Origin of the sequence: Micromonospora sp. NPDC049274, assembly GCF_040678875.1 — a bacterium.
Taxonomy (GTDB): domain Bacteria; phylum Actinomycetota; class Actinomycetes; order Mycobacteriales; family Micromonosporaceae; genus Micromonospora.
In genome coordinates this window covers 468,202-485,146 of the sequence record NZ_JBFAQS010000001.1, presented here as the reverse complement: position 1 = coordinate 485,146, position 16,945 = coordinate 468,202, and the positions used below count along the sequence as shown (strand labels likewise).

General features: G+C 72.2%; 14 protein-coding genes. 8 read left to right on the top strand and 6 right to left on the bottom strand.

Annotation, left to right across the window (positions count from 1 at the left end; all coding sequences use genetic code 11):
- Positions 1 to 9: 9 nt before the first annotated feature.
- Positions 10 to 891 carry a glycosyltransferase gene (locus tag AB0K10_RS02180; RefSeq protein ID WP_363679072.1) on the bottom strand — a complete coding sequence of 294 codons (882 nt, stop codon included), beginning with the start codon at positions 889 to 891 and terminating at the stop codon, positions 10 to 12.
- A complete protein-coding gene (locus AB0K10_RS02175) occupies positions 888 to 2,345 on the bottom strand; it encodes a hypothetical protein (protein WP_363679070.1) in 1,458 nt (485 codons plus the stop codon). The genes AB0K10_RS02180 and AB0K10_RS02175 overlap by 4 nt, the downstream gene beginning before the upstream one ends.
- Positions 2,346 to 2,787: 442 nt before the next feature.
- Between AB0K10_RS02175 and AB0K10_RS02170 the strand changes: the two genes are divergently transcribed.
- Positions 2,788 to 3,609, top strand: coding sequence for a glycosyltransferase family 2 protein (locus tag AB0K10_RS02170; protein ID WP_363679068.1), 822 nt, complete (start codon positions 2,788 to 2,790; stop codon positions 3,607 to 3,609).
- Positions 3,610 to 3,633: 24 nt separating this feature from the next.
- Here AB0K10_RS02170 and AB0K10_RS02165 read toward each other — a convergent pair whose 3' ends face one another.
- From AB0K10_RS02165 to AB0K10_RS02155, 3 genes are all read right to left on the bottom strand, one after another.
- The gene (locus AB0K10_RS02165) at positions 3,634 to 5,697 is read right to left on the bottom strand and encodes a trypsin-like peptidase domain-containing protein (RefSeq protein WP_363679066.1); all 2,064 of its coding nucleotides are present in this window, start codon (positions 5,695 to 5,697) and stop codon (positions 3,634 to 3,636) included.
- A gap of 75 nt (positions 5,698 to 5,772) precedes the next feature.
- On the bottom strand, positions 5,773 to 5,988 hold the full coding sequence (locus tag AB0K10_RS02160; RefSeq protein WP_363679064.1) for a hypothetical protein: 216 nt from the start codon (positions 5,986 to 5,988) through the stop codon (positions 5,773 to 5,775).
- Between the two features lie 184 nt (positions 5,989 to 6,172).
- Entirely contained in the window at positions 6,173 to 6,631 is a 459-nt protein-coding gene (locus AB0K10_RS02155; protein ID WP_363679062.1) for a hypothetical protein, read from the bottom strand.
- 518 nt (positions 6,632 to 7,149) lie between these two features.
- Between AB0K10_RS02155 and AB0K10_RS02150 the strand changes: the two genes are divergently transcribed.
- The 7 genes from AB0K10_RS02150 (at position 7,150) to AB0K10_RS02120 (ending at position 16,277) form a co-directional block, all read left to right on the top strand.
- Positions 7,150 to 7,995: a MurR/RpiR family transcriptional regulator gene (locus tag AB0K10_RS02150; RefSeq protein ID WP_363679060.1), complete on the top strand. Its 846-nt coding sequence runs from the start codon at positions 7,150 to 7,152 to the stop codon at positions 7,993 to 7,995.
- A 16-nt stretch (positions 7,996 to 8,011) separates the two neighbouring features.
- Positions 8,012 to 9,667 carry a urocanate hydratase gene (hutU, locus tag AB0K10_RS02145; RefSeq protein ID WP_363679058.1) on the top strand — a complete coding sequence of 552 codons (1,656 nt, stop codon included), beginning with the start codon at positions 8,012 to 8,014 and terminating at the stop codon, positions 9,665 to 9,667.
- Complete coding sequence (locus tag AB0K10_RS02140) at positions 9,664 to 10,866, top strand: allantoate amidohydrolase (protein ID WP_363679056.1); 1,203 nt, start codon at positions 9,664 to 9,666, stop codon at positions 10,864 to 10,866. Before hutU ends, AB0K10_RS02140 begins: the two co-directional genes overlap by 4 nt.
- Positions 10,857 to 12,224, top strand: a complete 1,368-nt coding sequence (locus AB0K10_RS02135) for a formimidoylglutamate deiminase (protein WP_363679054.1) — start codon at positions 10,857 to 10,859, stop codon at positions 12,222 to 12,224. The genes AB0K10_RS02140 and AB0K10_RS02135 overlap by 10 nt, the downstream gene beginning before the upstream one ends.
- Positions 12,221 to 13,417 carry an imidazolonepropionase gene (gene hutI, locus AB0K10_RS02130; RefSeq protein ID WP_363679052.1) on the top strand — a complete coding sequence of 399 codons (1,197 nt, stop codon included), beginning with the start codon at positions 12,221 to 12,223 and terminating at the stop codon, positions 13,415 to 13,417. The genes AB0K10_RS02135 and hutI overlap by 4 nt, the downstream gene beginning before the upstream one ends.
- Complete coding sequence (gene hutH / locus AB0K10_RS02125) at positions 13,414 to 14,952, top strand: histidine ammonia-lyase (RefSeq protein ID WP_363679050.1); 1,539 nt, start codon at positions 13,414 to 13,416, stop codon at positions 14,950 to 14,952. The genes hutI and hutH overlap by 4 nt, the downstream gene beginning before the upstream one ends.
- Positions 14,953 to 15,053: 101 nt before the next feature.
- Complete coding sequence (locus tag AB0K10_RS02120; protein WP_363679048.1) at positions 15,054 to 16,277, top strand: hypothetical protein; 1,224 nt, start codon at positions 15,054 to 15,056, stop codon at positions 16,275 to 16,277.
- A gap of 32 nt (positions 16,278 to 16,309) precedes the next feature.
- Here AB0K10_RS02120 and rdgB read toward each other — a convergent pair whose 3' ends face one another.
- Entirely contained in the window at positions 16,310 to 16,924 is a 615-nt protein-coding gene (gene rdgB / locus AB0K10_RS02115; protein WP_363679046.1) for an RdgB/HAM1 family non-canonical purine NTP pyrophosphatase, read from the bottom strand.
- Between the last annotated feature and the right edge of the window lie 21 nt (positions 16,925 to 16,945).

Below are 16,945 nucleotides of genomic sequence, written 5' to 3'. Positions count from 1 at the left end.
GGGTCGAGGTCAACGGATGCGGGTGACAAGCCACTTGCCCGTCTCGCTCAGCGCCCGCAGCGCCTTCATGCTCAGGCCCACCCCGGGAAACCGCCACGGCCGGTACATGTCGATCAGTCGGAACCAGAAGACCAGGCCGCCGAGACGGCCTCGGGTGACGTTGCCGTCGTGGCGCTGGAACCGCACGATGGGGTGGTCCAGGTGGCAGGGGTGCACACCGGACCGCAGCGCGCGCAGCACCAGCTCGATGTCCTCGAAGAGCCGGAAGGTCTCGTCGTACCCGCCGATGGTGTCGAGCACCTGCCGGTCGATGGTGGTGCCGGAATGCTTGAACGGCAGGCGCGGACGGGTCAGGACGCCGAGCAGCATGCGGTCGGCCGAGGCGTACTCGGGCAGCCGGATGGGCCGGTCCACACCCTGGGTGATCTCGGTGTAGTCGGCGTACACCCAGCTCCGCCCGGTGGTGGTGAGCAGCCGGTGCAGCCGGGCCAACGCGTCCTTGGTGAGCTCGTCGTCGGAGTCGAGCACGGTCAGGTACCGCCCGACCGCGGCGCGCAGCCCACGGTTGCGGGCCTCGGCGATGCCGGTGGGCGGTTGGCTCAGCACCCTGATCCGGCGGTCGGTGGTGAGCCCGGCCTCGGCGATCACCTGCGCGACCGGCACCTCGGAGCCGTCGTCGACGATGACGAGCTCGAAATCCTGGTAGGTGTTGGCCAGCACGCTGCGGACCGCGTTGACGAGCAGGGCGGCCCGGTCCCGGACGACGATGCAGACCGTGAAGGTGGGCCGGACGACAGGTGTGGTGGCCGCGTCCGCCTCGCCCCGGTCGGCCTGTCGGGGCGGGTGGGGGTGGTCCGCACGAAGGGATGCGGGGACCGAGGGGTTCGTCATGTCGGCCCGCCCGACGCCACCGACCCGCTGTCGTCGGACCGCAACGACGACCCCGGCCGCGTGTCGTCGTCGTTCTCCGCGTCGACCGCGAGCACTGCCAGCATGCCGAGGAAGAAGAGCCAGAGGAAGTACGGGTACGCCAGGGGCTTCTGGGTGAGCCCGAAGATGAGGAGCGTGGCGAAGAGCACCAGCAGCGGCAGTCGACCGGACGGGCCGAGCTGCGCACGGGCGAGGCGGTAGAGCCCGACGAGGATCGCGCCGACCAGGACGAGCCCGGTGACTCCCCAGATGATCATGACGCGGATCAGGTCGTTGTGCATGTCCCACGGCTCGTAGCCGAAGCCGAACAGCCACACGTCCGCGGACGAGCGACCCAGGATGTCCGCCACGTCGTTCCAGATCGCGCCGCGGCCGTGCATGAAGGTGTCGGACCGGACGTCGAGCGACCCCACCTCCGTGAGGGCGACCCGGACCCGCTCCCAGATGGCCCCGCCCCACAGGCCACCGGCAGTGGCAGCGACCGCCGCCACCCCGCCGCCCACCAGCAGCGCCGACCTGCGGTCGACCCGGCCACCGGCGCGCCGGGACGCGATCAGGCCACGGACGCGTCGCGCCTCGAAGGCGGCCACGATGACGATCAGGCAGAGGATCGTGAAGCGGTGCAGGGACACGGCGCCGGTGGCGACGAAGAGGCCGATCAGCGCGTACCGCACGGCGGCCGGCACGCGGAGCCGATCGCCCAGGACGTAGATCAGGAAGACCGAGAAGATGAGCAGCCGGCCGAGCGACATCGGGTGGTAGTAACCCCCCGAGGCACGCCCGATCTTCTGCCAGTTGGCCAGCTCGAAGTAGAACGAGTACGGAATGACTCCGGCGACCTGAAGCCACGCCAGTGCACAGTGGACGACGGCGCCGGCCAGCACGACCCCGGTGACCAGGACGAGTCGCCGCGAGGAGACGAGGGACCGCCGCATCAGCAGCAGGCCGAGCAGCGCGATCGGGGCGAAGCCGACCACCAGCCGCAACGCCTCGGCCGGGATGGCCGAGCGGGGCTCCAGGTGCGCGCCGTAGATCGGATAGCGACGCACGTCGAATAGATCGAGCAGGTCGCCGCGGGCGCCCACGAGGAGGTAGCTGACCGCCGAGCTGACCAGGAGCAGCACCAGCGCACCCGCCACCAGCAGCAGCGGCCTGGGCGGCAGCCGACGGGCGCCGAGGGCGACGAACCCGTACGCGGCGAACATCAGCGCGGCGCCGACGGCGGTGAGCACCACGCCGAGGTCGATCCCGCCGCCGGCGTCCTTCTCACCGATGTCGAGCAGTGGCTTCACCGCGATGAGAGCCAGGGCGCCGACGGCCAGGTACCCGGCGATCTGCTCGTAGCGGGGCGTCGGCCCGTCCCGGTGCCCCACCTCCGACCGTGGTCCTGGGGCCGGAGTGGTCAAGGTTCCCATCGCGGGCGTGTCTCCTCATCAGTGTCCGCCGTGGGCGCCGGCCGGCATCGTGGGCGCGCCGTCGCTCCGGCCGATGTCGTCCGACCATCGATCCCTGGACGAGAGCAGCTGGCAACAGACACCGGATGAACCAAATGTCGCTACGGAACATCCACAGTGGCCTGCCGCCGCCCGGTCCCAGAATCACGAGGACGATACCAGCGTTCTCCGATATTCCGGGGCCCCCGGCCATGGTCCGACACACTTGCCGAGCTGCGATCTCAGCCGGCTGGACGGACATTTCGGATTGACCAATTCGACCGCTTTTTCGGCTGTCTTGCGAGGCGCGACCGTCTCCGGCAAGCTGGACCGTCGTACCCGGTCGGCCCGGCATGACCTGCGACCTGTCCGGCCGCCAGCACGAAGCGACCGGTTTCCTCGATTGTGGATGGTGGCTACTTCGATGATCTCCGTGGTGATCGCCGCCCACAACGAGGCACGGGTCATCGGTGGTTGCCTCGACGCGCTGCTCACCGACGCCGGCCCGGACGAGCTGGACATCGTCGTCGTGGCCAACGGCTGCACGGACGACACTGCGCTCGTCGCTGCCCGGCGCCCGGAGGTACGGGTCATCGAGGTGGCCGAGGCGGGGAAGGCCCACGCGCTCAACGTGGGAGACACCGTCGCCCGCGGTTTCCCCCGGATCTACCTCGACGCGGACGTCGTCCTGAGCCCCGGAGCGCTGCGCCGGATGGCCGCGACGCTCACCGAGGGCGACTCCCCGCCCCTGGCGGTCATGCCGCGGCGGCAGATGGTGACAACCGGCCGACCGGCGGCGGTGCACGCGTACTACGCCATCAACACCAGGCTGCCGATTTTCGCCGATGCGTTGTTCGGTCGCGGCGCCATCGGCATCTCGGAGGCCGGGCACCGGCGCTTCGACCAATTCCCCGAGCAGATCGCTGACGATCTTTTCCTGGATTCGCAGTTCTCGTCTGAGGAGAAGCGCGAGGTCGGCGATGCGACGTCCTATGTGCAGGCGCCCCGCCGTACCCGTGATCTGCTCCGCACCCTGGCGCGGGTGCGGGCCGGCAACACGATGCTGCGGGCCAGCCATGACGGGGTCCGGGCGTCGGTACCGTCCTCCTGGCTGCGCGACGTCGTCCTGCCCCGGCCGTGGCTCGTCCCGGCGGCCACGGTCTACGTGGCGATCACGGTCGCCGCGGCGCTGCGCGCCCGCCGACACCCGCGCGACGGGTGGGGGCGGGACGACTCCACCCGCTGACCGCTGCCGTGCGGGGCGGCCCGGTCAGTACCGGGGGCGCCGGCGGAGGAACACCACCACGAGCACGATCAGCCCGACCAGCAGCACACCACCGAGCCCGGCGAGCAGCGTCAGCAGGAGCCGGGGCGGGCCGTCCGATTCCCCGGCGAGCCGGGCGCGGTCCACGGCGTTCTGCCGGTACGCCTGTGCCAGGAGGTTGACCGGCGATGCGTCGGCGACGCGGTCGAAGTTGGCGATGGCATCGGCGTTCCGACCGGCGAAGAACGCGTCCAACCCGTCCCGGTACACCCTGTCGGTGTCGGCGCGGCCGTTGCTGGTGCCACCCGCCTCGAGCAGCCCGGTGACCACCGACACCGGCACCAGCGCGCGGTTGGGTGTGCCACTTGCCGCACGGTCGGTGTCCAGCACGCCGACCACCCGGCCGGTGGTGTCCAGGGCGACGCCACCGGCGGAGTAGATGCCGACGTCGTCGTTGAGGCGGGAGACGCTCACCGATCCCTGGCTGGCCGTGCCGGCGACCTGGGCCGGCTTGCTCTCCACGGTGTAGGTCGCGGCCCGGAAGTCCGCGTCGGTGGTGCGGTAACCCATCACGAGCAGCGCGGCGCCCGGTCCGGGCACGCCGCCGTCGGCCAACTCCACCGTCGGGAGGCTGGGTTGGGTCAGCTTGACCAGAGCGAGGTTGCCGGCATCGGGCTCGAGGACCCGGACGATCTGGCCGGGGATGGCGGGGCTGGCGGTGAGGTCGCCGCGGGCCACGTTGAACTGGGCGAAGACCTGGCTGACGGGTTCCGAGCCGGGCTCGGCACCTGTGAAAACACTGCTGTTCAGCTTGCTCCGGACGTACCCGTCGAGCTGGGGCGCGGTCAGCCTCTTCTGCTCGATCAGGATCCGACCGAGCGTGTAGAGGGCGCGCTCCCGGGCCGCCTCCACGGCCGGGCGAACGCACTGACCGTTGGTGACGATGTGGCCGTCCGCGTTCACCACGAAGCCGCTGCACCGCCGCTTGAAGGTGACCGGCGTCACACTCAGCGGAACGTTGGACTTCGCCTCTCGCAGGGTGCCGGTGAAGACTGCCTCGACGAACACCATGGACGGCCCGGCGATGGCGAGGGAACGCTCCTCGACGCTGTACGGCGCGGCCTGGGCCCAGGGCTTCAGCCCAGGGTTGATCGCCGGGGCGCTGGGGAAGGCCGCGCTGCCGGACGCCGTGGGCAGGGTCTGCGGCTCGGTCGGCTTCTCGTCGCCGGAGACCGCCCAGACGGTGGCGCCGGCGCCCACAGCCACCGCCAGGGCCGCGGCGGCGACACCAACCCAGAGGCCGGTGCGGCGCGGGGGCGGCGCGGACGGCTTGATCCGCCGGACCGGGCCGGCGAACGGGTCGCCGGAGGACGGCCGGTCGTCATCCGGGAACACCGGGTCCACGGTGGACGCCTCCGCACCGACGCCGGAGACCGGTTGTGGCGCGGCGGAGATCGGCTGTACGGGAATCGGACCACCGTGCATCGCCCAGGGCGCGTGGGGCGGCGCGGACACCTGTTGCGGAACACCCGAGACCTGCTGCGGCGGCGCGGACACCTGGTGCGGCACACCCGAGACTGACTGCGGCGGTCCGGAGACCTGCTGCGGCGGCCCGGAGACCTGCTGCGGCGGCGCGGACACCTGCTGCGGCACACCCGAGACGGACTGCGGCGGCCCGGAGACCTGCTGCGGCACCGCATCGGTCGGGCTGACGGGGGCGAAGGTCGACGGCACGTCGGTGCCGGATGACGTGGCTTCAATCGGAACCGGTTGGTAGTCCATGCCCAACGCACGGAAGAGCCTCTCCGCAGCCGGTCCCGCCTCGGCCGAGTAGGCGACCCACGGCGCGGTGGCGGCGAAGTCAGCGTGGACGAACGGCTGACCGCCCTGCGTCTGCGCCATCGCTTTGGCAGTGGCGAAGAACGCCTCCCGCCAAGCGGGCGTGGCCACGCTGGCGTCCAGGACAGCCACGGTCACCAGCCGGCCCTGCTCGTCGATGGCCGCCCACGCCTTGCCCACCTGACATCCGCCCAGCACGTGGGTGAACCTGTACGGGCCATCCGGCTGCATCCGCACTCCTCCGCTCAACCGCCGTGCGGATACTACAGAGAAGGTGCCACTCCTTAGCTCAGCCGCCTTGCGATCTTACAGACTCCGCGACAGCGCGGTGTCCAGCGGTCGGACGCCGAACGGCTCAGCGGACGACGCTGTCGGCTGTCGAAAGTCGACGTGCGGGGTCGGTTCGGCGGGTCGGCCGCAGGTGATCGTCACGGGCTGCGCCAGCGGACCGCCGACGACGGGCTGTCCGTCGAAGCTGAAGCAGCTCTTCGCGGTGATCACCCAGTACGAGTTGACCAGCACACCGGTGCAGCCACGCTCTCCGGGCCGATGTCGACCTTGGCGAAGGCGTAGGAGCCGTCATCGACGGCTGTTCCCGAACTGACGGCTTCGGGCGGAAGATCCCACCTGGGTTGGCAGGGCGTAATTGGCCCAGCGCCGCCAGCCGCTGCCGACAGACGCACGGGGCATCCCGCACAGAAGCCGGCTAGCCCCGAGGCCGTATCCCGAGCGACTTCGGGAACGTGGGGAGGCGGTAGAGATCCAAGATGTGGGCATCAACGGTCTCCGACAGCTCCGCCAGCCTCAGCCCTTCGGAGACCTTGCGATAGAGGACGTGGACGCCAGGCTCCCAGCCCGCCATTGCCCGGTCCAGATGAGCCTCAACGGAAGAAGCAACCTCACAAGACATCTTCGTGAAGGTGAGCATGATCTGAATGCCGATCTCGTTGCTCAAGAAAGGACGCAGCGAGATCGGCATCCTGATCGTCTTGCGAATGTCCGCCTGCGCCCCGCTGCCCTGCGGCTCGAAGACAAGATGAGGATACAGCTCGCTGTCCGGACCGAAATCGTAGTCGAGTTTAATCGTCGTCGCATAGTCGCCCAACGCTCGGTCGCAGTGCGACAGCGCGGCGACAACGTCGACAGCAACCGACTCGGGTGTCACGCTTCGCTCCTCCGTGGAGATCCGCATCTTCGCCTCAACCTGCCCTGACCAACTCAGAGCGCCTTGATGGATCTTACGACCCAATCTCGCCTGTGCCGCTGCTAGCCCTTGTTCGTTTGATCACCGGCAGCACCGCGTACGCGCGTCATTTGCCTCGGACTCGCCCTGCCTTGCCACGCGGCCAACTCGATGGTCGAACTTCAAGCTGTATTCGTTCTCGGCACCGGGTCGGGCCGCACCGGCCCAATTGTTGATTTTGTCGATGCTGTCGGCGACTACCTCGTCGACCGTGGCCTGCGCCTACCGCTCGCAAAAGCCTGCGCCAGGTCCGACGAGGCCGCGTGGAAGCGAGACAAGGCAGGCTGCACGCTCTAGAGAACCATCAGGATCCACAAGGTGCGGAGCTCCCTTACCGACCGGGTAGGTCGGCAGGCCGGGCGACACTCCGGTCGCGCCTGCGGACGGCAGCCCGGCGCCCCGGTCTTGTCGGTGAAAGTTCTCATGCTTAGAGTCATGCCGTGAATGAAAGCGGTGCAGGAGCCACCGACCTGCTGGAGTTGTTCGACGGGATTCGACTCACCCCGACCCAGCGTCGGATCGCGCACTGCCTCGTACAACACGCCCCGGCCGTGGCGTACCTCTCCGCGGCGGAGGTCGCCGAGCTGGCCGGGGTCAGCCAGCCCTCGGTCACCCGGTTCGCCGTCGCGCTCGGCCACGACGGCTACCCCGCGCTGCGCCGCCGGCTGCGCGACCTCACCAGCACGACACCGGGCGGTCCTACCGACGCCGCCAACGAGCTCCAGCAGGCCGTACGCGCCGAGATGGGCAACCTGGACCGGCTGGCCGGTCAGCTCGCCGACACCGACCGGATCGCCGAGACCGGGCGACTGCTCGCGGCCAGCCGCCCGCTGCCGGTGCTCGGGCTGCGCGCCGCCGCGCCGCTGGCCGCGTACTTCGCCTACTTCGCCGCCAAGGTGCACCCGGACGTGCGGGTGCTCGACGACGGCGGCAGCCTGCTCACCGACCGCCTGGAGCAGGCCGCCGAGTCCGGGGCGTCCGCCGTACTGGCCTTCGTGCTGCCCCGCTATCCCCGGGAGACCCTGGACGCGCTGCGCGACGCGCGTGCCGCCGGACTCACCGTCGTGGCGATCACCGACTCGCCGGTCAGCCCGGCCGTCGAACACGCCGACGTGGTGCTGCCGGCCGCCGTCGGCGCACAGCTCGTCTTCGACCTGCACACCGCCCCGATGACCCTGGCCATGGTGCTGCTGCAGGCGATCTGCGACGCCGCGCCGGCCGACACCCAACGCCGTCTGGAGGCGTTCGAAGCCTCCGCGGCCCGCCGACAGTTGTTCCTCGGTTGACCGGAGGAGACCGCAGATGACCCAGCCCATCCGTGCCGCACGGGGCAGCCAGCTCACCACCCGCGGGTGGCAGCAGGAGGCCGCCCTGCGAATGCTGATGAACAACCTCGACCCGGAGGTGGCCGAACGCCCCGACGACCTGGTCGTCTATGGCGGCACCGGCAAGGCGGCGCGGGACTGGCCGTCGTACCACGCGTTGGTCCGTACGCTTAGCGACCTGCGCGAGGACGAGACGATGCTTGTGCAGTCGGGCCGCCCGGTGGGGGTGATGCGCACCCACGAGTGGGCGCCCCGGGTGCTGCTGGCCAACTCGAACCTGGTCGGTGACTGGGCGACCTGGCCGGAGTTCCGCCGCCTCGAACAGCTCGGCCTGACGATGTACGGGCAGATGACCGCCGGTTCGTGGATCTACATCGGCACCCAGGGCATCCTCCAGGGCACCTACGAGACGTTCGCGGCGGTGGCCGCGAAGAGGTTCGACGGCAGTCTCGCCGGCACGTTGACCCTGACCGCCGGCTGCGGCGGAATGGGCGGCGCGCAGCCCCTCGCGGTCACCATGAACGACGGCGTCTGCCTGATCGTGGACGTGGACCGCACCCGGCTGGACCGTCGCGTGCACGACCGCTACCTCGACGAGGTCGCCGACTCCCTGGACGACGCCGTCGAGCGGGTTCTCGCCGCGAAGCGGGACCGGCGGGCGCTGAGCGTCGGCGTGGTCGGCAACGCCGCCGAGGTCTTCCCCGAGCTGCTCCGCCGGGGCGTCGAGATCGACATCGTGACCGACCAGACCAGCGCCCACGACCCGCTGGCGTACGTGCCGGTGGGGGTCGAGCTGGCCGACGCCCGCGACTACGCCACGGCCAAGCCGGCCGAGTTCACCGACCGGGCCCGCGCGTCGATGGCGCAGCACGTCGAGGCCATGGTGGGCTTCCTCGACGCCGGCGCCGAGGTGTTCGACTACGGCAACTCGATCCGGGGCGAGGCGCAGCTCGGCGGCTACCAGCGTGCCTTCGACTTCCCGGGCTTCGTGCCGGCGTACATCCGGCCGTTGTTCTGCGAGGGCAGGGGTCCGTTCCGGTGGGCGGCGCTCTCCGGAGACCCGGCCGACATCGCGGCCACGGACCGGGCCATCCTGGATCTGTTCCCGGAGAACGAGTCGCTGGCCCGGTGGATCAAGCTGGCCGGCGAGCGGGTCGCGTTCCAGGGTCTGCCGGCCCGGATCTGCTGGCTCGGCCAGGGTGAGCGGGACCGGGCGGGTGTGCGGTTCAACGACATGGTCGCCTCCGGTGAGCTCTCCGCCCCGGTGGTGATCGGTCGGGACCACCTGGACACCGGCAGCGTCGCGAGCCCGTACCGGGAGACCGAGGGGATGGCCGACGGCTCCGACGCCATCGCCGACTGGCCGCTGCTCAACGCCCTGGTCAACACGGCGAGCGGCGCGTCCTGGGTGTCGATCCACCACGGCGGTGGCGTCGGCATCGGCCGGTCGATCCACGCCGGGCAGGTCTGCGTGGCCGACGGCACCGCCCTCGCCGGGCAGAAGATCGAGCGGGTGCTCACCAACGACCCGGCGATGGGCGTCATCCGGCACGTCGACGCCGGCTACGACAGCGCCCGCGAGGTCGCCGAGCGCACCGGCGTCCGGGTCCCCATGACCGAGGCACCCGCGTGAGCGACGACCTCTCCTCCCGTTTCCGGGCGTTGTGGGACGAGATCGCGCCGGTCGGGCGGGACGCCGGCAGCGGCGGCTACCTGCGCTACGCGTTGACCGAGCCGGAGACGGAGTTGCGGGCCTGGTTCCGTGCGCAGGCGCGGCGGCGGGGCCTGCCGGTCACCGAGGACGGCAACGGCAACCTGTTCGCCCACTGGGGTGACCCCGAGGGCGCCGACGCGGTGCTGACCGGAAGCCACTTCGACTCGGTGCCGCACGGCGGGGCGTACGACGGGCCGCTCGGCATCGTCAGCGCGTTCCTGGCCGTGGACGAGCTGCGCGCCGCCGGGGTCACCCCCGTCCGGCCGCTGGTGCTGGGCGCTTTCGTCGAGGAGGAGGGCGCCCGTTTCGGCGTACCCTGTCTGGGGTCGCGGCTGCTCACCGGGGCGCTGTCGGCCGACCGCGCGGCCGGCCTGCGCGACGCGGCCGGGGTGAGCTTCGCCGACGCGCTCGGCGACCGACCGGCGGGCGCCCGACCGGAGCTGCTGGGCCGGTTCGGCGCCTTCGTGGAGCTGCACGTCGAGCAGGGCCGCGCGCTTGCCGACGTGGACGCGCCGGTAGGCGTGGCAAGCGCGATCTGGCCGCACGGCCGCTGGCGCTTCGACGTTGTCGGCGAGGGCAACCACGCGGGTACGACCCGGATGGCCGACCGCCGCGACCCGATGCTCACCTACGCGTTCACGGTGCTGGCGGCCAACAAGGAGGCCCGGCTGCGCGGGGCGCACGCCACAGTGGGCCGGGTCTCCGTCGAGCCCAACGCCACAAACGCCATCCCGTCGAGGGTGACCGGCTGGTTGGACGCCCGCGCCGCCGACCCGGAGACCCTGACCGGGCTCGTCGACGCGGTCCGGGGCAAGCTCGCCGAGCGGGCCCGCCGCGACGGTACGGAGGTGACAGTCACCGAGGAGTCGGTGACCCCGCTTGTCGCCTTCGACGGTGGGCTGGCCGAACGCCTGGCGACGCTGCTCGACGCGCCGGTGCTGCCGACCGGTGCCGGGCACGACGCCGGGGTGCTCGCCGCGCACCTGCCCACCGCGATGCTCTTCGTGCGCAACCCGACAGGGGTGTCGCACTCCCCCGCCGAGGCCGCGACGGACGACGACTGCGCCGCCGGGGTACGGGCGCTGGCCCGCGTGCTGGAGGAGCTGACATGCCTGTGACACCGACCCGCTGGCTCGCCGAGTACGCCTGGCTGCCCGATCTCGCCCAGCCCACGCCCGACGTGCTCATCGAGACCGCCGGCGGGGTGATCACCGGTGTGACCGCGTTGGCCGCTCCCGGCCGGCCGAGCGCCGGCGTGGACGTGTACGCCGACGCGGTGCCGCTGCCCGGCCTGACCCTGCCCGGCCTCGCGAACGTGCACTCGCACGCCTTCCACAGGGCTCTGCGCGGGCGTACCCACGGCGGCCGGGGCGACTTCTTCAGCTGGCGGGACCGGATGTACGCGGTCGCCGACCGGCTGGACCCGGACACCTACCTGGCGCTGGCCCGCGCCGTCTACGCCGAGATGGCCCTCGCGGGGATCACATGCGTCGGCGAGTTCCACTACCTGCACCACAGGCCCGACGGCGGCGCGTACGACGACCCGAACGCGATGGGGGCGGCGCTTGTCGAGGCCGCCGCGCACGCCGGCATCCGGCTCACCCTGCTGGACACCTGTTACCTGAGCGCCGGGGTGGACGGCCGGCCGCTCACCGGGCCGCAGCGGCGCTTCGGCGACGGCGACGCGGCCCGCTGGGCGCAGCGCGTGTCGGCGTTCGCGCCGGCGGACTCGCACGTCCGGGTGGGCGCGGCAGTGCACTCGGTGCGGGCGGTCCCGGCCGACCAACTCGGCACGGTCGCCGACTGGGCCCGGGAGCGGCAGGCGCCGCTGCACGTGCACCTCTCCGAGCAGCCCGCCGAGAACGACGAGTGCCGGACCGTGCACGGGCGTACGCCCACCGCCCTGCTCGCCGAGCACGGCGTGCTCGGGCCGGACACCACAGCCGTGCACGCCACCCATCCGACAAGCGGTGACCTGACGCTGCTCGGCGACAGCCGGACCGGTGTGTGCCTCTGCCCCACCACCGAACGCGACCTCGCCGACGGCATCGGCCCGGCCCGGCGGATGGCCGACGCGGGGATCCGGCTGAGTCTGGGCAGCGACAGCCACGCCGTCATCGACCTGTTCGAGGAGGCCCGGGCGGTGGAGCTGGACGAACGGCTGCGCACCCGCCGCCGCGGCCACTTCACCCCGGCCGGTCTGCTGACCATGGCGACCGCCGCCGGCCACGCCGCGCTGGGCTGGGCCGACGCCGGGCGGATCGCCGTCGGCGCTCGCGCCGACCTGGTCACGGTACGACTCGACAGCGCCCGCACCGCCGGGGTGCCGCCGGTGGGGGCGTTCTTCGCGGCCGGGGCGGCCGACGTCGAACAGGTGGTGGTGGACGGCCGCGTGGTGGTGGCCGAGGGCCGGCACCTGAGCGTGGACGTGCCGGCCGAACTGTCGGCGTCCATCGAGGCGGTGATCCCCTCATGAGCGCCCTGCTTGTCGACAACATCGGCGAGCTGGTCACCAACGGCGTCGGCGAGGGCCCGCTGGGCATCCGCCGCAGGGCGGCAGTGCTGATCGAGGAGGGCCGCGTGGCGTGGGTCGGGCCGGCCGCGTACGCGCCGGCCGCCGACCGGCGGATCGACGCCGGTGGGGCCGCCGTGCTGCCCGGGTTCGTGGACAGCCACGCGCACCTGGTCTTCGCCGGGGACCGGGCCGCCGAGTTCGCCGCCCGGATGGCCGGCGAGCCCTACACCGGCGGTGGCATCCGGACCACCGTCGGCGCGACCCGGGCCGCCACCGACGACGAGCTGCGGGCCACCGTGCGCAGGCTGCGCGGGGAGGCGCTGCGCCAGGGCACCACGACCATCGAGATCAAGAGTGGGTACGGGCTGAGCGTCGCCGACGAGGCCCGCTCGCTGCGGATCGCCGCCGAGTTCACCGAGGACACCACCTTCCTCGGCGCGCACGTGGTCCCCGCCGAGTACGCCGACCGTCCGGACGACTACGTCGGACTGGTCTGCGGGCCGATGCTGGCCGCCGCCGCGCCGCACGCCAAGTGGATCGACGTGTTCTGCGAGCGGGGCGCCTTCGACGTCGACCACGCCCGGGCCATCCTCGCCTGCGGGCAGGCCGTCGGGCTCGGTGTGCGGCTGCACGCCAACCAGCTCGGCCCCGGGCCGGGTGTGCAGCTCGGGGTGGAGCTGGGTGCGGCAAGCGTCGACCACTGCACCCACCTGTCCGACGCCGACGTGGACGCGCTGGCCTCCACGGCGGTGGCCTGCATGTGCCACAAAGGCCCGCACACGACCACAGTCGCCACCCTGCTGCCCGGCGCCGAGTTCTCCACCCGCTCGCCGTACCCGGACGCCCGCCGGCTGCTCGACGCCGGAGTCACGGTGGCGCTGGCGACGGACTGCAACCCCGGCTCGTCGTACACCTCGTCGATGCCGTTCTGCATCGCCCTCGCGGTCCGGGAGATGCGGATGACCCCGGCGGAGGCGCTGTGGGCGGCGACCGCCGGTGGCGCGCGGGCGCTGCGCCGCGACGACGTCGGCGTGCTCACCCCCGGCGCGCGGGCCGACCTGGTCGTCCTGGACGCCCCCTCGTACCTGCACCTGGCCTACCGGCCCGGTGTCCCCCTGATCCACCAGGTAATACGCAACGGAGTTCCACAGTGACGACCGTGACCATCCAGCCCACCGGTATCACCGCCGACGACGTCCTCGCGGTGGCGCGCGGCACCGCCACGGTGACCCTCGCCCCGGCCACCCGGGACGCGATGGCGACCAGCCGCGCGATCGTGGACGGCATCGAGGCCGCCGGGCGGCCCGTGTACGGCGTGTCGACCGGGTTCGGCGCGCTCGCCAACACCTTCGTCGCGCCGGAGCGGCGGGCCGAGCTGCAACACGCGCTGATCCGCTCGCACGCCGCCGGGGTGGGCGCCCCGATGCCGCGCGAGGTGGTGCGGGCCATGATGCTGCTGCGGGTCCGCTCGCTCGCCCTGGGCCGCTCCGGCGTCCGCCCGCTGGTCGCCGAGGCGCTCGTCGACCTGCTCAACCACGACATCACCCCGTGGGTGCCGGAGCACGGTTCGTTGGGCGCCTCCGGCGACCTGGCGCCGCTGGCGCACTGCGCGCTCGTGCTGCTCGGTGAGGGCTGGGTGCTCGGCCCGGCCGGCGAGCGGCGCGACGCGGCCGAGGTGCTGCACGCCGCCGGGCTCACGCCGATCGAGCTGGCCGCCAAGGAGGGGCTGGCGCTGATCAACGGCACCGACGGCATGCTCGGCATGCTGCTGATGGCCATCCACGACGCGGCGCACCTGTTCGCCATGGCCGACGTGACCGCCGCGCTGGCCATCGAGGCGATGCTCGGCTCGGAGCGGCCGTTCCTGCCCGAGCTGCACGCCATCCGACCGCACCCCGGCCAGGCGGCGTCGGCGGCGAACATCCACCGGCTGTTGCAGGACTCCCGCGTCATGGACTCGCACCGCGACGACCTGGCGCACGCCGTGCAGGACGCGTACTCGATGCGCTGCGCACCGCAGGTCGCCGGCGCGGCCCGGGACACCCTGGACTTCGTCCGCACGGTCGCGGCCCGCGAGCTGGTGTCCGTCGTGGACAACCCGGTGGTGCTGCCCGACGGGCGGGTCGAGTCCACCGGAAACTTCCACGGCGCGCCGCTGGGCTTCGCCGCCGACTTTCTCGCCATCGCCGCCGCCGAGGTGGGCGCGATCGCCGAGCGGCGGGTCGACCGGCTGCTGGACGTCACCCGTTCCCGGGAACTACCCGCGTTCCTCTCCCCCGACGCCGGGGTCAACTCCGGCCTGATGATCGCCCAGTACACGGCGGCCGGGATCGTCGCGGAGAACCGGCGGCTGGCCGCCCCCGCCTCGGTGGACTCGCTGCCCACAAGCGGCATGCAGGAGGACCACGTCTCGATGGGCTGGGCGGCCACCAAGAAGCTGCGTACCGTACTGGACAACCTGACCAGCCTGCTCGCCGTCGAGTTGCTGGCCGGCGTACGCGGCCTGCAACTGCGCGCGCCGCTGGTGCCGTCGCCTGCCGGCCGGGCCGCCGTCGCCGCGCTCGGTCCGGCGGCCGGTGAACCCGGCCCGGACGTGTTCCTCGCACCTGTGCTGGAGGCCGCCCGCGCGGTGCTGGCCGGGCCGGAGCTGCGCGCCGCCATCGAACGGGAGGTCGGCCCGCTGGGCTGACCTCCACGGATCGCTGTCGCCCGCCGCGGGTCAGGCGGCGGGCGGCAGCACCCCGCTCAGCCGTCGTCGGCCTGTCGGCCGGTGCTGCTAGGTTCGCCGCCGTGGAGGTCGAAGAGCCGGGGCTCAGCGAGCAGATCCAGGATTTCGTCCGCCGCCAGGTGGCGCTGGCCGAGTTGCCAGCTGCGGCAATCGTCACCGAGACGGTGGAATACCTGCACGGCGAGGCGAACCCGGCAGAGGTCGAGGCCCGCGCCTGGCCAGCGGTGACCGAGGAGTTGAGCGCGCACCTCGCCGCTCAGGCGCGGTGGCCGAAGGTCACCGACAGCGATCGGCTCACCGCGGCCTTCCGGACGCTCTCGGCCGCTGGGCTGGTGGCCCGGGAAAACTTCACCTGCTGCCAGAACTGCGGGGCCGACGAGATCGGCGACGAGGTGCCCCGGGGACGCACCGCCCGGGGGTACGCCTTCTACCACCGGCAGGACGCCGAGCGGGGCGTCGACGGCGCCGGGGTCTTCGTGACGTACGGCCTGTTCGGGCAGCCGGTGTCGGCCGACATCGGCGAGGAAGTGGCGGCGGCGCTGCGCGCCGAAGGGTTGACGGTGCACTGGGACGGCAACCCCGGCACCCGGATCAGGGTCTCGTTGACCTGGCAGCGGCGCAGGGTCGGCCGGCTGGCCGCGCTGCCCGCCACTGTCGACGATGACCTCGACGTCGACGTCGAGCTGCTGAACCAGTGGCCGGGCGTGTACGCCCCGTCCGACGGACGGTTGTCGGCCGCCCAGCTCGCCGGTCTGCACCTGCCCTGGTTGCCTGCCGACGTGCGGATCCGGGTGGCGCACCAGGACGCCGCCCTCGTCGTACGGCGGGAGGGGGATGCCCTGGTGGGCGCGTATCCGGAGCAGGACGGGCGGGAGCTCACCGTCGGCCGGTACGACGGCATGGATCTGATCCGTTGGTTGACCGGCGAGTCGGTGCGAGCGGCCGTCCCGCCGGCTCCGCCGGATTTCCTCGAGGCGACCTACCAGTACCGCGACGACAGCCAGAAGGACGTGCCGCTGGACGCTGCCGAGGCTTGCCTCCTGGTCCGCGCGATGCGGCCGTTGAGCAGCGACTTCCTGACCGCCTTCGGCCGCTCCGGCGGCTGCGTGCAGGTCAGCTGGGAGAGCGACGGGTTGTGGCTCGAAGAGCTGGACACGGCGGGCGCCACCTCGACCGGCCGGATAGCCACCGTGGCCGAGGCCGAACGGATGCTCACGGTGCTCGCCACGGAGGACCGCGTCCCGATCGACGAGCTGGGCGGCGACCTCGCGACGAAGCGCTGGTGACAGCCGTCCCCCGCCAATAGACCCGGTGGTGCTCAGGCGGGCGGCAGCACCTTCGCGACCAGCTTGGCCAGCTCCCGCAGCGCCTTGCCCCGGTGGCTGACCGCGTCCTTCTCCTGCGGGGTCAACTCGGCGTTGGTCCGGTCCTGCCCGTCACCCAGGAAGATCGGGTCGTAGCCGAACCCGCCGTCGCCGCGCGGCGCGCGCAGCACCCGGCCGGACTGCCGACCGTCGACCAGGTGCTCCTTGCCGCCGGGCAGCACCAGCGCCACCGTGCAGACGAAGGACGCGGCCCGGTGCTCGTCCGGCACGTCACCGATCTGGTCCAGCACCAGCTGGAGGTTGGCCCCGTCGTCGCCGTGCTTGCCGGACCAGCGGGCGCTGAACACCCCCGGCATCCCGTTGAGCGCGTCCACGGCGAGCCCGGAGTCGTCGGCGATCGTCGGCAACCCGGTACGCCGGCAGCCCTCCCGCGCCTTGATCAGCGCGTTCTCGCCGAAGGTGAGGCCGGTCTCCGGCAGCTCCGGGTATTCGGGCACGTCGTCAAGCCCGAGCAGGGCGATCCGGTGCGCGCCGAGCGCGCCGTCCAGGATCCGCTGCAGCTCGACCAGCTTCTTACGGTTACGCGTCGCCAACAGGACCTTGTTCACGCTGAATCACCTTCGTTCGCG

Bases quoted from the DNA above. Each gene is read 5' to 3' on its own strand.
- AB0K10_RS02180 (WP_363679072.1), bottom strand. From the start codon at position 891: ATGACGAACCCCTCGGTCCCCGCATCCCTTCGTGCGGACCACCCCCAC.
- hutU (WP_363679058.1), top strand. From the start codon at position 8,012: ATGACCCAGCCCATCCGTGCCGCACGGGGCAGCCAGCTCACCACCCGC.
- AB0K10_RS02175 (WP_363679070.1), bottom strand. From the start codon at position 2,345: ATGGGAACCTTGACCACTCCGGCCCCAGGACCACGGTCGGAGGTGGGG.
- AB0K10_RS02170 (WP_363679068.1), top strand. From the start codon at position 2,788: ATGATCTCCGTGGTGATCGCCGCCCACAACGAGGCACGGGTCATCGGT.
- hutI (WP_363679052.1), top strand. From the start codon at position 12,221: ATGAGCGCCCTGCTTGTCGACAACATCGGCGAGCTGGTCACCAACGGC.
- AB0K10_RS02165 (WP_363679066.1), bottom strand. From the start codon at position 5,697: ATGCAGCCGGATGGCCCGTACAGGTTCACCCACGTGCTGGGCGGATGT.
- AB0K10_RS02135 (WP_363679054.1), top strand. From the start codon at position 10,857: ATGCCTGTGACACCGACCCGCTGGCTCGCCGAGTACGCCTGGCTGCCC.